14 protein-coding genes are annotated in these 16504 nt (G+C 48.0%); 7 read left to right on the plus strand and 7 right to left on the minus strand.

Features of this window, described 5'->3' with window-relative positions; all coding sequences use genetic code 11:
• Positions 1-61 precede the first annotated feature (61 nt).
• Complete coding sequence (locus ACOIT5_RS07240) at positions 62-667, plus strand: TetR/AcrR family transcriptional regulator (protein WP_423129806.1); 606 nt, start codon at positions 62-64, stop codon at positions 665-667.
• A gap of 29 nt (positions 668-696) precedes the next feature.
• Here ACOIT5_RS07240 and ACOIT5_RS07245 read toward each other — a convergent pair whose 3' ends face one another.
• The gene (locus ACOIT5_RS07245; RefSeq protein ID WP_423129807.1) at positions 697-1455 is read right to left on the minus strand and encodes a hypothetical protein; all 759 of its coding nucleotides are present in this window, start codon (positions 1453-1455) and stop codon (positions 697-699) included.
• Between the two features lie 278 nt (positions 1456-1733).
• Positions 1734-2009, minus strand: coding sequence for a hypothetical protein (locus ACOIT5_RS07250; RefSeq protein ID WP_423129808.1), 276 nt, complete (start codon positions 2007-2009; stop codon positions 1734-1736).
• A gap of 292 nt (positions 2010-2301) precedes the next feature.
• Here ACOIT5_RS07250 and ACOIT5_RS07255 point away from each other — a divergent pair, with 292 nt between their 5' ends.
• Complete coding sequence (locus ACOIT5_RS07255; RefSeq protein ID WP_423129809.1) at positions 2302-3885, plus strand: calcineurin-like phosphoesterase C-terminal domain-containing protein; 1584 nt, start codon at positions 2302-2304, stop codon at positions 3883-3885.
• 6 nt (positions 3886-3891) lie between these two features.
• Here the strand turns inward: ACOIT5_RS07255 and ACOIT5_RS07260 are convergent, their stop codons facing one another.
• Positions 3892-4419 carry a mechanosensitive ion channel domain-containing protein gene (locus tag ACOIT5_RS07260; RefSeq protein WP_423129810.1) on the minus strand — a complete coding sequence of 176 codons (528 nt, stop codon included), beginning with the start codon at positions 4417-4419 and terminating at the stop codon, positions 3892-3894.
• Between the two features lie 376 nt (positions 4420-4795).
• Positions 4796-6181 carry an MATE family efflux transporter gene (locus tag ACOIT5_RS07265; protein ID WP_423129811.1) on the minus strand — a complete coding sequence of 462 codons (1386 nt, stop codon included), beginning with the start codon at positions 6179-6181 and terminating at the stop codon, positions 4796-4798.
• A gap of 193 nt (positions 6182-6374) precedes the next feature.
• On the opposite strand from ACOIT5_RS07265, the gene ACOIT5_RS07270 reads away from it, so the two are divergent.
• Genes ACOIT5_RS07270 through ACOIT5_RS07280 form a run of 3 tightly spaced genes read left to right on the plus strand, consistent with a single transcriptional unit; the run spans position 6375 to position 7831 of the window.
• On the plus strand, positions 6375-6737 hold the full coding sequence (locus tag ACOIT5_RS07270; RefSeq protein WP_423129812.1) for a helix-turn-helix domain-containing protein: 363 nt from the start codon (positions 6375-6377) through the stop codon (positions 6735-6737).
• The gene (locus tag ACOIT5_RS07275; protein WP_423129813.1) at positions 6721-7452 is read left to right on the plus strand and encodes an ImmA/IrrE family metallo-endopeptidase; all 732 of its coding nucleotides are present in this window, start codon (positions 6721-6723) and stop codon (positions 7450-7452) included. The genes ACOIT5_RS07270 and ACOIT5_RS07275 overlap by 17 nt, the downstream gene beginning before the upstream one ends.
• Complete coding sequence (locus ACOIT5_RS07280) at positions 7430-7831, plus strand: hypothetical protein (RefSeq protein ID WP_423129814.1); 402 nt, start codon at positions 7430-7432, stop codon at positions 7829-7831. Before ACOIT5_RS07275 ends, ACOIT5_RS07280 begins: the two co-directional genes overlap by 23 nt.
• Before the next feature lie 24 nt (positions 7832-7855).
• On the opposite strand, the gene ACOIT5_RS07285 is transcribed toward ACOIT5_RS07280, so the two are convergent.
• Entirely contained in the window at positions 7856-8134 is a 279-nt protein-coding gene (locus ACOIT5_RS07285; protein WP_423126726.1) for a hypothetical protein, read from the minus strand.
• 133 nt (positions 8135-8267) lie between these two features.
• Here ACOIT5_RS07285 and istA point away from each other — a divergent pair, with 133 nt between their 5' ends.
• Both istA and istB read left to right on the plus strand, forming a co-directional pair.
• Positions 8268-9779: an IS21 family transposase gene (gene istA, locus ACOIT5_RS07290; protein WP_423126725.1), complete on the plus strand. Its 1512-nt coding sequence runs from the start codon at positions 8268-8270 to the stop codon at positions 9777-9779.
• Between the two features lie 42 nt (positions 9780-9821).
• Entirely contained in the window at positions 9822-10541 is a 720-nt protein-coding gene (gene istB, locus ACOIT5_RS07295) for an IS21-like element helper ATPase IstB (protein WP_423127130.1), read from the plus strand.
• Positions 10542-11314: 773 nt separating this feature from the next.
• Here istB and ACOIT5_RS07300 read toward each other — a convergent pair.
• Both ACOIT5_RS07300 and ACOIT5_RS07305 read right to left on the minus strand, forming a co-directional pair.
• The gene (locus tag ACOIT5_RS07300; protein WP_423129815.1) at positions 11315-13093 is read right to left on the minus strand and encodes a RagB/SusD family nutrient uptake outer membrane protein; all 1779 of its coding nucleotides are present in this window, start codon (positions 13091-13093) and stop codon (positions 11315-11317) included.
• A 4-nt stretch (positions 13094-13097) separates the two neighbouring features.
• Positions 13098-16379, minus strand: coding sequence for a SusC/RagA family TonB-linked outer membrane protein (locus tag ACOIT5_RS07305; RefSeq protein ID WP_423129816.1), 3282 nt, complete (start codon positions 16377-16379; stop codon positions 13098-13100).
• Between the last annotated feature and the right edge of the window lie 125 nt (positions 16380-16504).

Here is a 16504-nt window from a genome sequence, read left to right on the forward strand (position 1 = left end):
TTTGAAAAAAGTCGAAAATTTGAATTATATTTACAATCCGTAATCTAAAACGCCCTATTTTATGGTGATGAACCTTGACAACGGGATAAATAAAAGAGATGCCAACCGCGAAAACATCTTAAAGATTGCCCAGGATATTTTCAGCAAATACGGCTACAAAAAAACAACACTTGACGATATCGCCAATGCTGTCAGAAAAGGTAAGAGTTCCCTGTATTATTATTTCGAAAGCAAAGAAGATTTGTTTCAGGCCGTTATCCTGAAAGAAGTTGACGTACTGAAACGGGAACTGGAGAAGGTGGTGATGCGAAATACCGATCCGGTTGAAAAACTCAGGGAATATATTCTCACCAAATTAACCACCTTCAGGGGGCTGGCCAACTTTTACAATGCCCTCGAAAGTGACGTTACCGCCATCGAATTCATCGAAAATATCAAACTCAGGTACGAGCAGGACGAAATTCGCATGATCAAGCGTATTTTGATTGAAGGCGTCAGAAAAAATGCCTTCGAAGTGTACGACTTCACCCTGGTTTCCATCGGGATTACGACCGCCATAAAAGGATTGGAAATGCCATTGACAGCCGGTGACTACGGTGCCAGAAACCTTGAAAAAAGCGTGGATAACATCCTTAAGATCCTGTGCTACGGAATTATGAAAAGGTGATAAATAATTACTTATTATTCTAAAACCGGTCAATGCGCTTTTTCGTAACTAAAAGCCTTCACGTAAAACAGATCCGTAATTTTAACGCTTTTAATACACGATGAGAACTGCTGATACAAGGGTTCAAATAGTTCGCCGTATTGTTCCTGGAATTTTTTCTCCTGTTCCAAAAAAGTAATCATATCGGTCGCGTACGACCACGAAAACAAGGCAGGCAGGTTCACTCCTACCCCCGCCTGACCGTAATACCACGCATCCGGGTAGTCATGCGCTGCCAGGATCTTGTTGGCTTCCCTGATCACCTCTTTCAGCTCATTTTGCATATGCGAAACCAAATAAAACTCCTGCATCTGGCAAAACTCAAATCCGTGAGCTTCAGCAGCCGGATTTTCGGGCTCATAACACAAGTCTTTTTGCGTGGTCAGGGTAAACGAAAAATTATTCAGCTTGGTTTTGCCAAACTCGCGGGCTTTATACTCTCCCCATTTACCCATCAGTTTTTCCCAGGCCGATTCAATTTTTTGAATATCATCCATCGACTGAACAGGATACCAGACCTGGTAATCCATTCCACGGGTAGCCCATACATAAAAAGCAAAAGGAAAGTCATGCTCCTGAGCCAGCGCTGCCAGCTCAATACTCATCCCGCGATAGTCGTCTAACCGCGCCGGATCAACGGTTTCAACAAAACAATACCACAACTGTCCGGACGCAGGTTTCTCCTGCGGCTGAGCGAAAGAAGGCTGCACGAACAGCAGGATCACATAAAACCAAAAATGTGTTTTCATACGATCAAACTTAGGTTATAATAATCAGCATTTCAGGTGAAAGCAACCCGGTGCGGAATCAGATCAACACGCATAAAAAGACAGCCGATCTGAAAACAGAGGTAAGTTGATGTTCAGAATGAGCAAATTACGACATATTAAAAACAAATCAAAATGAATATTCTCCCCGGCAGGGAAATCGCTTTTAGAATATTTTGTTTGCTGTTATGAGTGTCTTTCCAACTTATTTGATATGAAACCCCTCTGCGGCCTTCTCTTTTAAGCGACTCTTTAACACATTAATACCCGATCTGTTCCTTGCCCCGCAGGGGCAAAATACGGGTAGCCTGGGGCAAAACGACGAAGGAGTGGCGCCCCGGGTTAAAGCGGGAAGAAAGAAAATCGTCCGCGCCATGCCGTTCATAAAAGAAATGTGCTCTCTCCGGACGAAAAAAGGGATGGTTTTTTTTCCCAAAATGACACGGTGCCATTCCGTCCGAAAGGATTTTGGTTGCTTCGTTCAACGAATTTTCGCGGACGGTATTCCGCTTGCATGCTTTACCTGTTCTACCCATCTTTCGCCCCTACAGGGCAAAGTATAAAGATGAGCTTTTACGGGAGGTTGGTTCCGGCCAATCGTAAGCAGGTGAGGCATCTTATAAAGTTTAAAAGCGATTTACTTATCCAAACCGAAACCCCCTTATTCTGGTTTCTTCCGGTATTCTTTTTTTGTTCTTAATCATTTCTTGAACATGCCTTGAGGTACAGGTAATCTTTTTCCGGAATTTGTTTCTTAATTTAGACCAGTTAAAAACAAGTTATTCGTCCATGTTAAACCAGCATTTCATGCATAAAACCCGCCAAACCATGAGAAAAAGTCTGTTTGTGCTGTTCCTGGCCGTTCTTTTCGCCCTTCCGGCGAAATCGTTTTGCCAATCGGCTGTCAGGGGAATTGTTTACGAAGACCTCAACAAAAACAACCGCAGGGAACGAAACGAAAAAGGAATTCCCGGCGTAGCCGTTTCAAACGGAACGGAAGTAACCGAAACCAACTCAAAAGGCGAATACGAACTGCCTGTATCGGACGACCAGATCATCTTCGTAATAAAACCTTCGGGTTATACGGTCCCGGTGAATGAATACAACCAGCCGCAGTTCTTTTATATCCATAAACCGCAGGGATCGCCAACACTTAAATACGAAGGCACAGCGCCCACCGGAAAACTTCCTGAATCCGTTAATTTTGCCCTGATCCGGTCTGAGCCCAAAGACAGTTTCAGGATGCTGGTTTTTGGCGACCCGCAACCCTATACACGGGAAGAAGTCGATCTCTTTTACAAGGGAATCGTTTCGGAGCTGCTGGAAGTGGATGGGGTTGAATTCGGACTCAGCCTGGGCGATTTGGTCGGCGATAATCTCGACCTTTTCGTTCCCTATAAAGAGGCCATCAAACCCATCGGTATTCCCTGGTACAACCTGATGGGAAACCACGACATGAACTACGATGCTGAAAGCGACCACCTGTCCGATGAAACATTCGAAAAGCATTTCGGGCCGGCCAATTACGCCTTTAACCACGGGATGGTGCATTTCATCATCCTCGACAATATCCTTTATCCCGATCCGCGCGATGGGAAAGGCTACTGGGGAGGGTTCCGCGACGATCAGCTCAAATTTATTGAAAACGACCTGCGACTGGTTCCCAAAGACTACCTCGTTGTTTTGGCCTTCCACATCCCGATCAGCGAACCCGACGAAGGCGACTCGTTCCGCGATGAAGACCGAAACCGGCTGTTTGAACTGTTGAAAGATTTTCCTTACACCCTGTCGCTGTCGGCCCACACCCACCTGCAACGGCAGGATTTCTTTTTCGGGGAAGACGGCTGGCTGCAGCAGAAACCCCACCACCATTACAACGTAGGAACTACCTCGGGCGACTGGTACAGCGGTCGCCTGAATGAACAGGGCGTACCGGCTTCCACCATGCGCGACGGAACCCCGAAAGGATACGCCTTTTTAAGCTTCAATAAAAATGAATACCGGGTGCAATACAAGGCTGCCGGCAAACCGTTGGATTACCAGTTCGAAATTTTCGCGCCCAAGCTTGTCGAACAGAACAAAAGGACCTCGGCAGGCATTGTCGTGAACTTTTTTATGGGCAGCGAACATGATTCGGTGTTTTACCGCATCGACGACAAGCCCTGGCAGAAAATGACCTATTTCAGCGATTACGATCCCTCGTACCTTCACCTGTTGCACGAATGGGACTTTACCGAAGAACTGTTAGACGGGCGACGGCCGTCGAACCCCACCGCCAGTAAACACTTATGGAGGGGCTCACTTCCCGTCAACCTGGAAGTGGGTGAACATACCATTGAAGTAAAAGTCACCGATCGGTACGGGCAACGTTTTCAACAAACAAAAACCTATCGCATTGCCGCCAAACCATAAACCGGCTTACTTCTTTTTTTCAGGCGCGGTTTTGCTCTTCTCCGGATGAGCAACCGAGATATTTTTTTGCAAAATGATTGAATTGGGCACCGTGATGCGGTCGCCCTCAGGCGATACAATATGCACAAAAAAGAAGGTGACATCGTTTACAATGCCCTCAATCACAAAATCTTTTTCAAGGATCCGGATGTGGTCGCCCAGCCGCATGGGGTGGTTAAAATAGAGAATCAGGCCGGAAGTAATATTGGAGAGAATGGACCATTGGGCAAAAAAAGCAATACCCAGAATGGTAACCACCGACGATAAAAACAACAGCACTTTTTCCTTATCGATACCCCAGATGGCTATCAGCGCCACCAGGACGCTGATGATGAGGAAAAAGTTCATGATTTTCACCGTGAGCCGGCGGCGTTGCAAAGAAAAATGAAAGGTCTTCAGCGTTTTATTGATTGAATGCCGGATAAAAAAACGGATTAATAACAACAGTGCGAACACAACAACGGTTTGGATAATTTCTATTTTATAAGCTTCCATCTGATTTGTTTGTTTCAAACAAAAATAAGCAAAAGCGTCGTTCTTTTACATGCTGACTGAACGGGTATCAGGGAAATCGCTTTTAGAATATCTTGTTTATTGTTATGAGCTTCTTTCCAGCGTATTTGATATGAAACCCCTCTGCGGCCTTCTCTTTTAAGCGACTCTTTAACACATTAATACCCGATCTGTTTCTTGCCCCGCAGGGGCAAAAGATGGGTAGCCCGGGGCAAAACGACGAGGGAGCGGCGCCCCGGGTTAAAGCGGGAAGAAAGAAAATCGTCCGCGCCATGCCGTTCATAAAAGAAATGTGCTCTCTCCGGACGAAAAAAGGTATGCCGTAAAAACCCAATTACCAACGGAAACCGTTAAACTGTCAGCCCCCGATCACCCGGATTTGTTTCCATTTGCTGCCCCTGAACCGGAAAATCAACACCGTGCAAAACAGCAGGAACATGATGACCAGCAGCAGCCAACTTACCGCAACGGAGAGGTGAAAGATGTTCAGGCTCAGGTATAACACCGGGACAATCAGCCAGTGCATGCTCACCGAGGCGATCATTGTAAAGTGAGTATCGCCTGCGCCGCGCAGAGCGCCCACCAGCGCCACCATGATGGCTTCGGCAAGCACATACAAAGCAGCAATACGGACCATGGCTACTGCCACCGGCACTGCCTCTTCAAAAATGGCGCTCGGCTCCAGGGGATGGAACACCCGGACCAGCGCTTCAGGAATCAGTACAAAAAGGGCCAGGATGACGACCGAATAAAAAATTCCGGTTTTAATCGCCGAGATGGCCGAGCGATGAGCCATATCGGGTTTTCCGGCGCCCATATAACGGCCTACAAGGCTCATCACGGCCATTTCGATGCCCAGCAAGGGGATAAACGACACCAGGTCCCAGTTGAACATGATGGTCGATGCTGTAGCCACCATTTCGCCCTGTGAATGGAACAAGGAAATCATGGTGGTAAAAGCGAGGAAATTCAGGAACATCTCCACCCCGGCCGGATAACCGTAATAAAGCAGCCGTTTCATGATTTGCCAGTCGAACCGGAACGATTTCATCACGGAAAAACGCATGCGGTTTTCGCGCCTGAAATAAGCCCCTGCCAGCACCAGCAGGGCAAAAAAGGCGCCCGAAACAGTTGCCAGTCCCGCTCCTTCGATGCCCATCGCCGGGAAACCCAGTTTCCCGAAAATCAGGATATAATCGAGCGCCACATTCACAATCATGGCTGCAATTGTGGCAGTCATCACCACTTTTGTTTGACCAATGCCGGTAAAATAACAACCCAGCGTATAGCGCATCATCGTGAAAACACCTCCCCAGGCCAGGATATTCAGGTATTGCACCTGGTAGCCTGCCTGCGACTCAGGTATGTTCATCAGGTCGAAAAAGCCCACAGCCAGCGGTTTCAGCAGCAGGATGGCCGGCCAGGCCAGCAGGGTGACCAGGATGGCCTGAAAAGCGGCCCGGCTGGAATGATGGTTCTCTCCAGCCCCAAAATACTGGGCCACCAGTGCCGTGGAATAACCGGCCAGACCAATGAAAAAGAACATCAGCATCTGCATGGTCACGCCGCCGCCCATCGCCGCGTTCATCTGCTCCGAGCCCACCCGGGCCAGGAACAACCGGTCGGTAAAGGTCATCACCCCGTCGCAGGCCGTCGAGATAATCATCGGGACCGCGAGCGTCAGTAATTCTTTGATACCGCCCGCCTCGCGGTAGCCGGAAAAATAATTTCGTAAGATGGTCATGTGAAAGTAGCTTGTTTCTTGTTTTCAGGATCAACAAAGATAAGGACAGAAAACTAATTCAAAGGTTGCGTGAGGCAGGTATTTTAAAAAATCACCGGATTATTGTTATTAATTTTTATTTTTTAATTAAAATTGTTACAAAACATTTATAAACAACTATTTATTTATTTTCTTTGTAACAGAAAATCAACACATGGAAAACACAGCAATGAAATCAACTATTGGGGAAAACATCAAGAATTTCCGTGCCAGATTGGGTATAAGCCAACAGGAACTGGCTGATTACTGTAACATCCCGAGAGAGCTTATTTCTTACTACGAGACGGGGAAAAGAGAAGTATCCCTGTTACACCTTGAGAAAATTTCAGAATATATGAATATTGGTTTTGAAATTTTTTTGGAGGAGAATCCTTCTGTGATTATGCCTGACCTTGTTTTGACATTTCGTGCAAACGAACTCTCTGCGAAAGATAGAAAAAGCATTGCATTTTTTAGAGAGATAGTTAAAAACTATCTAAAGATGAAAAAATTAGAGCGTAATGGAGTTCAAGCTTAAAGCCCGAGCTGCAAATTTTAGAAATCGGTTCGGTTACAGCAATTCCGAACCGATTGAATTTAGAAGTCTTCTCTGGAAGTTGGATATTTTAACTGTTTTTTATCCGTTAGGTGAAGATTTCTCCGGATTATCAGTTTTAGCAGATGACAGCAGGTTTATCCTGGTAAATTCGGGCCAATCTCTCGGAAGGCAAAACTTCACAATTGCCCACGAATTGTATCATTTGTTCTATGATAATGATTTTGTGCCTCATAAATGTAATACAGGACAATTCCCCTCAAAAAACAGCACCGAATTAAAAGCTGATCTGTTTGCTTCATTTTTACTTCTTCCCGAAGATGGGATTACTGATATGATTTCGGAGAGAGAAATGATGCAAGATAAAATCCAATTGTCCACTCTGCTTAAAATTGAACAAACATATGGTTCATCGAGAATGGCTCTTTTAATCCGTTTATTGAGCATGAAATTAATAACCCAGTCCCTTGTTGTTCAATACTCGGCAAACATTCTTAAAAATGCCAGACAATATGGCTATTCGCCGGCTTTATATACCCGGACAGATGAAAAGTTAATTATTGGCCCTTATGCCACTTTAGCCAATAAGCTTTTTGATGAAAATAAAATTTCTGAAGGACATTATCGTGAATTACTGGCGGCAATCGGAATTGATGTAAATGAAATTATCTCAGATGAGGAATATCGATCCGAATAAGAAAATTATCCTGGATGCAGATGTTGTAATTCATTTTCTAAGAGGTAATCAGATTGGAATTCTCCACAGGATATTCCCAAATGAATTGTACATGCCTGACGTGGTGTTTAAGGAAACATTTTACGGACGAGATAAAATTGCAGTGAATAATTTATTCAACTTCGGGTTTGTTAAACCGCTTGAGATTAATTCAGACAAGCGTATTTTACAAGAATACTGTCGGTTAAAAGCAAAGTTTGGGAAAGGAGAAAGTGCCTGTATGGCCTACTGTCGGTTCAGCAACGACGTGATAGGCAGTAGCAACCTAACCGATATTCTGAACTACTGCAAAGAGAATGGAATTGAATACCTGACCACTTTAGATTTCATAGCTGGATAATCCGGAGCACAACCACCCAGTAATTTAGAAAGAATCCAGAGGAAATGAACGTTTTTCAAAAGGAAAAAACATGACATTCCGGCGGATATGCACCCAAAAACGGGGTTGTTTGGGGCATTTTAGGTTGTAAAATGTGATTTTGAAGGAATCACGCTGCCCCGGCCAGACCGGTTCCGGAGCATAACCACCCAGTGGGTGCAAGTTATCCGAAAACGGGAGAAAACGGCACGGATTCCGGAGCATGACCACCCAAAAATGGGCCGCTAATCCAATGGCAGACAGGTGGATATTTTTTCGTGGCATCCCGTTGGCGGGTTCTGACAGAATCCGGAGCATATGCACCCACTAACCTGGTTTCCCTGAGTAACTTTTCGAGTACTTTGTGTGCTTATAAAACCAATCAAGCACACGGATTATGGCAAGAAAAGTAATACTTATGAGTCAGTTAAAACAAATTTTGAGGCTTCATCAGAGCGGGCTGTCCAACCGTCAGATCGGAAAAGAACTCGGCATTTACAAAGGGACGGTCAACAACTACATGCAAAAAATAGCATCCGGGAAACTGGATATCGGAGAGCTTCTTACCCTGGATGATCCGGTGCTGGAAGGCCGTTTTCATGCCGGAAACCCGGCCTACCTGGAAGATCGCTTTAATGAGCTGAAACAAATGCTCCCTTATCTTGAAGGAGAACTCAAACGCAGGCACGTGACCATCAAACTGCTTTGGCAGGAATACCGTGAAAAGCACCCGCAGGGGTACAGCTACTCCCAGTTCTGCTTTCATTTAAACCAGTTGCGTGTAGCCCGTAAATCTTCCGCGGTGCTGACCCACCAGCCCGGGCAGCAACTTTTTGTCGACTTTGCAGGGGATACGCTCTCTTACGTTGATCGTGAGACCGGGGAAGCGATAAAAGCGTATGTTTTCGTGGCTACCCTGCCTTACTCGGATTACAGCTTTGCCATGGCTGTTTCCCATCAGAACACGGAAAATTTTCTTTATGCACTTGGCTGCTGTTTGCAGGCACTCAGTGGTGTCCCCAAAATTGTGGTTTGTGATAACCTCAAGGCTGCCGTGATCAAAACCGACCGGTATGAACCGGACATTAACCGGGTGATGGACGATTTTGCCAACCACTATGGTTTTGCCGTGCTGGCTGCGCGTGTGCGGACCCCAAAAGACAAGGCTCTGGTGGAGAACCAGGTTAAGCTGGTTTACCAGCGGGTGTATGCCCGGTTGCGTAACCATGTCTTTTTTTCCCTGGCCGACCTGAACAGGGCGATCAGCGAAAAGATCCTGCAACATAACCAGACCCGGATGCAACAACGGGAGTACAGCCGCGAAGAACACTTTCTGGCCGATGAAAAAGGACTGTTAAAAGCCTTGCCCCTGTCAGGTTTTGATATCCGTTATTATGCGAGCCTGAGGGTGCAGCAAAACAGTTGTATTTACCTGGCACGGGACAAACACTATTATTCGGTTCCTTACGCCTGCACCGGGGAACAGGCCAGTGTGGTTTATACCCGTACCCTGGTGCGGATCTATTGCAAATCAGAGCTGGTTGCCACTCACCGGCGCACCATCGGTTTCGGATATACGCTCGTGCGGGAGCACATGCCATCGGCCCATCAGCATTACATGGACCGCAGCCCCGGGTACTACATGGACCTGGCCCGCAAACGGTCAGATGGCCTGCTCTGCCTGATGAAGATGATGTTTGCAAAGGAAGAAACGCCCGAGGTTTTATACAAACGCTGTGAGGGGTTGTTGAGCCTTCAACGCAAAACCGATCCCTTCTGTTTTGAAGAAGCCTGCCGGGTGGCCGTTGCCAACGGCATACCAAGTTATCAGTTTGTTCGCAGGCGAATCGAAAACAGGATGACATCGGATAAGCCTTCAACCATAAAGAAACTCCCCAAACACGGAAACATCCGGGGAGACTATCAATAATCAAGGAAAATAATCAGAGTACAAACCAAAAATGAAAAGAAGATGGATCAAATGATCACCCAACTCAGCGGGCTTCGGTTGTCAGGGATGGCCGCCTGCTGGAAAACATTAATTGAGACAAGAAAAACTACAGAACTTTCCCTGGAAGACGGGCTGGCCCTGCTGCTCCAGGCAGAACAGGACCAGCGTAAAATGAACCGGTTCAGCCGGCTGGAAAAGAATGCCCGCTTTCGTTACCGGATAAGCCTGGATCAAATCGACACCAACCCGGCAAGGGGAATCGACAAATCCCTGTTGACAAGGCTGGGCATGGGCGATTACATCAAGAACGGGGAGGCCGTGATCATTGTCGGACTAACCGGGGTCGGCAAAAGTTCACTGGCCTCGGCCCTGGGACTGAAAGCGTGCGAACTGGGCTATAGCGTAGCGTATTTTAATATGCAAAAGCTGATGATGAAACTAAAGATTGCCCGACTGGAAGGCACTATAACCCGGGTTTTTGACAAACTGGCCAAAACAGAGCTGCTTGTCCTGGACGATTTTGGATTATCGCCACTGGAAGGACAACAGCAACTGGATCTGATGGAAATCATCGAGGACCGCCATGCCCGAAAGTCAACCATTATTGCCAGCCAGTTGCCGGTGGCCAGTTGGTTTGATGTCTTTTCCGAACCCACCGTGGCCGACAGCTTTCTGGACAGGATCGTCTATACGGCACACCGGTTTGAACTAAAAGGTGAGAGTTTAAGAAAAAAACGGTAATATTGTCAGTCAAATAAGTTCTTCGATTTAGTTACTCAACCTGGGTGGTATACGCCGGATTACTGGGTGGTAGCTTCCGGAATAGCCAATAGCAAAAGCTTTTCAGGAAAAACTACTTACTGAACCGGAATGTGACTATTTCCTGTATTTAGCCGATTCCAGGGGGAAAATACCATACAGGTCGATCGTAGCTTACATCAAATCTCAGGAATAATCCGAAAACAGCATTTGCTCATACCTGCTTTTGTCCTTTAGCTGAAAGGGTGAACGGGCTGTAACTGCGCATTGCAAATCATTTGCTATCAACACCTGTTATTCAAGGGCAGCCGGGGCAGTCCCGTTCGAGACCTGATGTGGGTAGAAAAAGAACGTAAGCCCTGATTCTTCAAGTCCGACAGTTGCCGGATCACCAGGGGCTACCCGTATTTAATCCCTCCGGGATTTCCGGTTGACAGCAATTCATATCCTGAAACTTTGCCTCGCTGGTCAGGTCTTGTAATACTGATCTTTAAACCCACCGCGCTTTTGAACGGAGGAACAGGTTTTGCACAAAGCGGTGCGCAGGCCGTCAAAACGCCCGGCTGAGGGTTCGTTTTGACAAGATTTTTGCTTCCTTTTTATCGACTGAAAAAGGAAGAGCCCGTCCGGCTTAAGGACAAAAAATATAAACAAATAAAGAGCCTGCTCCGAAAAGTATGAGTTCGCTGATTTTCGACTTTTTTACCCTTCCTCCCTCTTTTGAAACCAGCTGAAAATCAGCGAACTTTTTAAGCTTACAGGCTTGGATCGAAGGTACCTCCCCAGTCTTTATTTTGTTCGATCTGCCCGTTCAAACTGATGGTTTCCTGCTGAATCGGGAAAAAATAGTATTTGTCGGGCACCGATGTTACTTTCACCCCGGTAAAAGGAATCTGCCAAATCAGGTAGTTGAAATCTTTTTCGGTAAGTTCGTTGTTTGCGGCCCTTGCTTTGGCTTCTGAAATGGGCATTTCGCTGCCGTCGGGGTTTATGGCAATGGCTTCAACGCCGTGTTTGGTCCGGCCATCCAGGCGGTCTAACATTCGCAGGCGGCGCAGGTCCCAGAAGTAGTTCCCTTCGAAACAAAACTCGATATTCCGTTCGGCCAGGATGGCTTCCCTGACCTCTTCGCGCGAAACGGCGGTAATACCGTATTTCCCGTCCACGCCGGGCTCAATGCCTGCGCGCTCCCTGATGGCTTTTAAAACTGCAAGGGCCTCCTCCGTTTTTCCGGTTTCGTTGGCTGTTTCGGCATAGTTCAGCATCACTTCGGCAAAACGCATGACGATGAAATCCACATCGTATTGCTGTACCTCCGACTGGAGCAACGACAAATCGCTGGCTTTGCGGATAAAGAAACCACTGTACCGGTCGAGGTTGGTCGAGTTGATATTGGCAGCCGGGTTTACCCCGAAATCGTCCAACACATCGGCAATGCCCAGCGAAGTGTACTGGCGGTTGCCTTTCTTGTTGGAAACTTCATAAACCGAAGCATTCCAAACAATGGATTTTCCGAAGCGGGGATCGCGGTTTTCCCAGTACGACTGCAAAAATTCGTCATCGGTTTTATAATACTTCCCGGTGGGGTCGTTGTACAATTTTCCGTCTTTCATCGGAAATTCCTTTACAAACTCCCAGGTTGGGCAAACCGAAGCATTTCCCCGGCTTTCGGAGCCGGGGCGCACCCCGTAATCCCAACCGGCGGTTTTATTCGGATAGGTATTGATCACCGAAAAAACCACTTCGGGCCCCCTTTCCACGAAGAAGATATCGTCGTAATCAGCTGTAAGGGCGTAGCCTAAGCCGGCCAGCTTGTCATAAGCCGTTTTGTTCGCCGTACAGGCTTCTTCCCACCAGGCATTGTCCCACGGGTTGCCGGGGTTAAACTGCGGCGATGCTTTATACAAAAGCGCTTTGGCTTTGAAAGCCGTGGCAAAACAGCCGTCAATTTTCCCGTAGTCGGCCGAGGTCGCGGAGATTTTCTCCGGTAAAAGTTTGATGGCTTCGTCCAGGTCACCGATCAGAAAGCCGAAACACTCTTCGGTTGAATTTCTTTTTACATACAAATCGTCGGTGTCTTTGTCCTGCGGAACGGTGATGTAGGGAACGCCGCCGTGGTAAACCACCATGTTGAAATACAGGTAAGCCCTCAAAAATCTGGCCTGCCCGGTGATGTTGTCTTTAAAGTCCTGCTCCAGGCTGCTGTTACCAACATTCACAATGGCTTCATTAATCAGGCGGATGGTGGTATAGTCCCAAAACTTATACTCGCTGTTGGTTATGGTCACCCGGTCGGCATAAAAGTGAATTCCGGATAATTGCTGTGTTTTTTGATCAAGCGCAGGCGACCAGTTCCCGAATACATTCGCGTACACATTGGCCATGTATGCTTCAACCAGTTTTTCGTCGTCCCAAACCAAATCAGCGTTGTAGTCATAAATATTCTCAATATCCAGGGTATCGCAGCCCGAGGGGGCAAACAGCGCGGCAAGGACAACCGTTAAGTAGGCTAATTTTTTCATTGTTCGTTCCATTTTATCAGAATTTAATATCCACACCAAAAGTGAATGATTTCATTAAAGGATAAGAATCGTAGCTATCCTGTTCCGGGTCGTGAAACTCGGTCATATCGGAAATGACAAACAGGTTGGTGCCGTTAAAAAATACCTGGGCCGATGTGATCTTAAAAGCAGTCAGCCAGTTTTTGGGGATTTCGTACCCGATATTGAGGTTTTTCAAGCGCAGGTAAGCGCCGTTCCTGATCCAGAAAGACTGGTTGCCGGTTCCCGATTCGTACCAGTTGTTGCCAACCACGCGGGGGTATTTCGCGTCAGGATTTTCGGGTGTCCACACATCTTCCGTCCAGATGGGATAATAAGGCCTCACCGTACCGCCGTACTGGCGGATACCGCCATAGCCTTCGCCCAGGTTACTGATCATCCGGTCGTACATGCCCACTCCCTGGAAGTGAAGGTCAACGGTAATCCCCTTCCAGCTCAGGCTGGTCCCAAAACCATAGTTGATTCGCGGCGCCCCGTTGTCTGACAGCATTTGGATATCGTTTCCGTCGATTTTCCCGTCGGGCCCCGGCGAATAGCCATCACCCCGCACATCTTCGAAATAAAGCGCCCCAAGATACGGATCGCGCCCGAATTGGGTAAACCCTTTAGCCAGCAGTTCATCCAATTGCTCCTGTGTACGGACGATCCCTACTGTTTTCAGCCCGCTAATCCGGTTGAGGGGTTTGCCGATGGCCGAAAATTCGGCCAGCTTGCCGCCGGGCGAGTACAAGGCCGACTGGTCCAGCACATCCCATTGGTCTTTCGAGTAACCGATATTCCCGTAAACCGTGTAATCCAACTGCCCTCCAAACGCTTTGTTCCGCCACAAGGCATTCAGTTCGAAGCCGCGCCACGACCGTTCGGCATAATTTTCGGGCGCCAGCGACTGGCCGTAGGTATCGGGAATGGTCACGATACGCGAACCCAAAATATCTTCCTCTTTTTTATAAAAGACATCGAAAGCGCCCGACAGTTTATTGCTTAGCATATTAAAGTCGAAACCGGCATTGTAAGTGGCCGATGTGGCCCAGGTCAGGTACGGATTGGGGGTCGCCCCGGACGTTATACCCAGGTTCAGGTCGTCACCCCAAATGTACGAACTGCCCGACTGGTAAACAGGCATATACGAAAAGGGCGTAATGGTATTATTGTTTACGTCCAGGTCATTGCCCGTGGTACCATAGGATGCCCTGATTTTCAGGTTATCCAGCCAGCCCGAAAGGTTTTCCATAAACGGCTCTTCACTGATCCGCCAGGCCCCCGAGAAGGAAGGAAAGAACCCCCAGCGTTTCCCTTTCGGGAACAGGGTATTTCCATCGTAGCGAAATGAAAATTCGCCGATGTATTTTTGGCTGTAGCTGTAGTTGAACCGGCCAATCAGCGACAGGCGTCCGCCGGTAACTTCTTCGGCGTCGCCCCATCGTTGCTCGGCATCGGTCGAATACACGAACATCTGGTCGTAGCTGGTCAGCGGGTTTTCGCCCTTGGCATAAACCAGTTCGCCGCCGTTCGCCGCCTGTTCCCAAACCAGGGTCCCGGCCAGGTCGTGTTTTCCAAACGAATTGTTATAGTTGAGGAACCAGTTGAATTGTTCGCTCCACAACGAGTTAACATTGTAGCTCAAAAACTCCTGGTTTTGCGAAAAGGTAAAGGTGTTCATCTTATCCGGGTTAGGCGCGGCCGGGATAAACCGGTTTTCATCGGGCGTGGCCGATTCCCATACATAATTGTGCTGGTAAGTGAGGTACTTTTTCCGCATGTAGTCGTTGCCAATATAGTTGCCAACTACCTTGGTGGTCAGCCCTTTCAGCAGATCGCCCAAATCAATGTCGAAAGCGAGAATGACATTCATCTCCCGTTTCCGTGTTTTGATATAGCGGTCGCCGATCACCTGGTCAACCACGTTCCAGGCCTGCCAGCTGCCCATGGGGGTTTGTACCGGGTAGGCTGTCACTTCCTCAGCCGGGCTTCCGTCGGCATACAGGTAAAAGGGATAGGTTTTGGGCCAGTTAAAGGTACAGCGGTACAGATCGCCGATGGTTTGCTCGTCGTCGCCCGAAAACGGCCAGTAGAAACGGTCCTGGTTTTGCTGGTTGGCTGACAGGTTAACATTCATCCTGATTTTTTCGGTGATTTGTGCCGTTAGGTTCGAACGCAGGTTAAATTTTTCATTTTCCAGGTTTTTATACGAACCTTCTTCTCCAATGTAACTTCCCAGCACATAATAAGTCAGCCGGTCGTCGCCCCCCGATACGCTGATGGCATGTTTTTGGTTCCGGGGGGTTTGCCAGATGTAATCGTTCACGTTATAATTCCTGTTCCTGAAATATTCGAATTCCTCATCGCCGTTCGGGACAGCAAGCCCCCTGAATTCGGCCACCCGGTTCTGGTAAATCAGCTCGTCGGTTGCTGTAAACCTGTCTGAAAACAGTTTTTGGGTGGTGTTCATCCAGGTATACGATCCCTGGTAATTGAACGACGCTTCCTGCCTGGTCCCGGCACGGGTGGTCACCAAAACAACCCCGTTGCCGGCCCGCGACCCGTAAATCGACGCGGTGGCCGCGTCTTTCAGGAAGCTGAGCTGGTCGATTTCATTCACTTCAAGGGCATCGAAAGCGGCTTTATCACGCACAATGCCGTCGATTACAAACAGCGGTTCGCCAAACCCGCCACGGATTCGTATGTCGGAGGTAGCGCCCGCCAGCCCCGAGTTGCCGGTAATGTTGACCCCCGGGGCACGGCCCGCCAGCGTGTTGGAAACATTGGTGGTTGAAATACGGCTTAACTCGTCTACCTTAACCGCCGTGATCGCTCCCGTGAGGTTCACTTTCTTCTGGGTGCCGTAGCCCACAGCCACCACCTCGTCCAGCCCGATCGACTCCTCCTCCATCATCACATCAATGTGTATTTTTCCGTCTGTCTTTACTTCCTGGCTTTTCATCCCCACGAACGAAAAAATCAGGATGGCATCATCGGGCAGGGCCGAAAAACTGTACTGCCCTGCCTCATCGCTGATTTGGCCGTTTTGGGTTCCTTTAATCACGATCGTAACTCCCGGCAAGGGTACACCCTTCGTATCGGTTACCCGGCCGCTCACTGGTCCCCCGGGCACGGCCAATACAAACCGGCCGGTTTCCCGTCCCGGTCCTGCTTCGAGCGGAATACCGGCCCGTACACCGCTGTTGCCAGCTCCTCCTACCAACAGCAGGAGCATAAAAATTCCATAAACACGCGAAGGTGTCTTTAAATTGTTTTTCATAAATTTGAAAAGTTTAAAGGATTTTTTAATTGTTCCCGCGGTCCTGCTTCGTATGGCAATACTTTTTGGGCAAGACCGCAGGATCTTTTACCGGACAAAGGTTTTTGCCCGGATTAATCAGGCTT

The organism is Gaoshiqia hydrogeniformans (assembly GCF_049347105.1).
Lineage (GTDB): Bacteria > Bacteroidota > Bacteroidia > Bacteroidales > Prolixibacteraceae > Gaoshiqia > Gaoshiqia hydrogeniformans.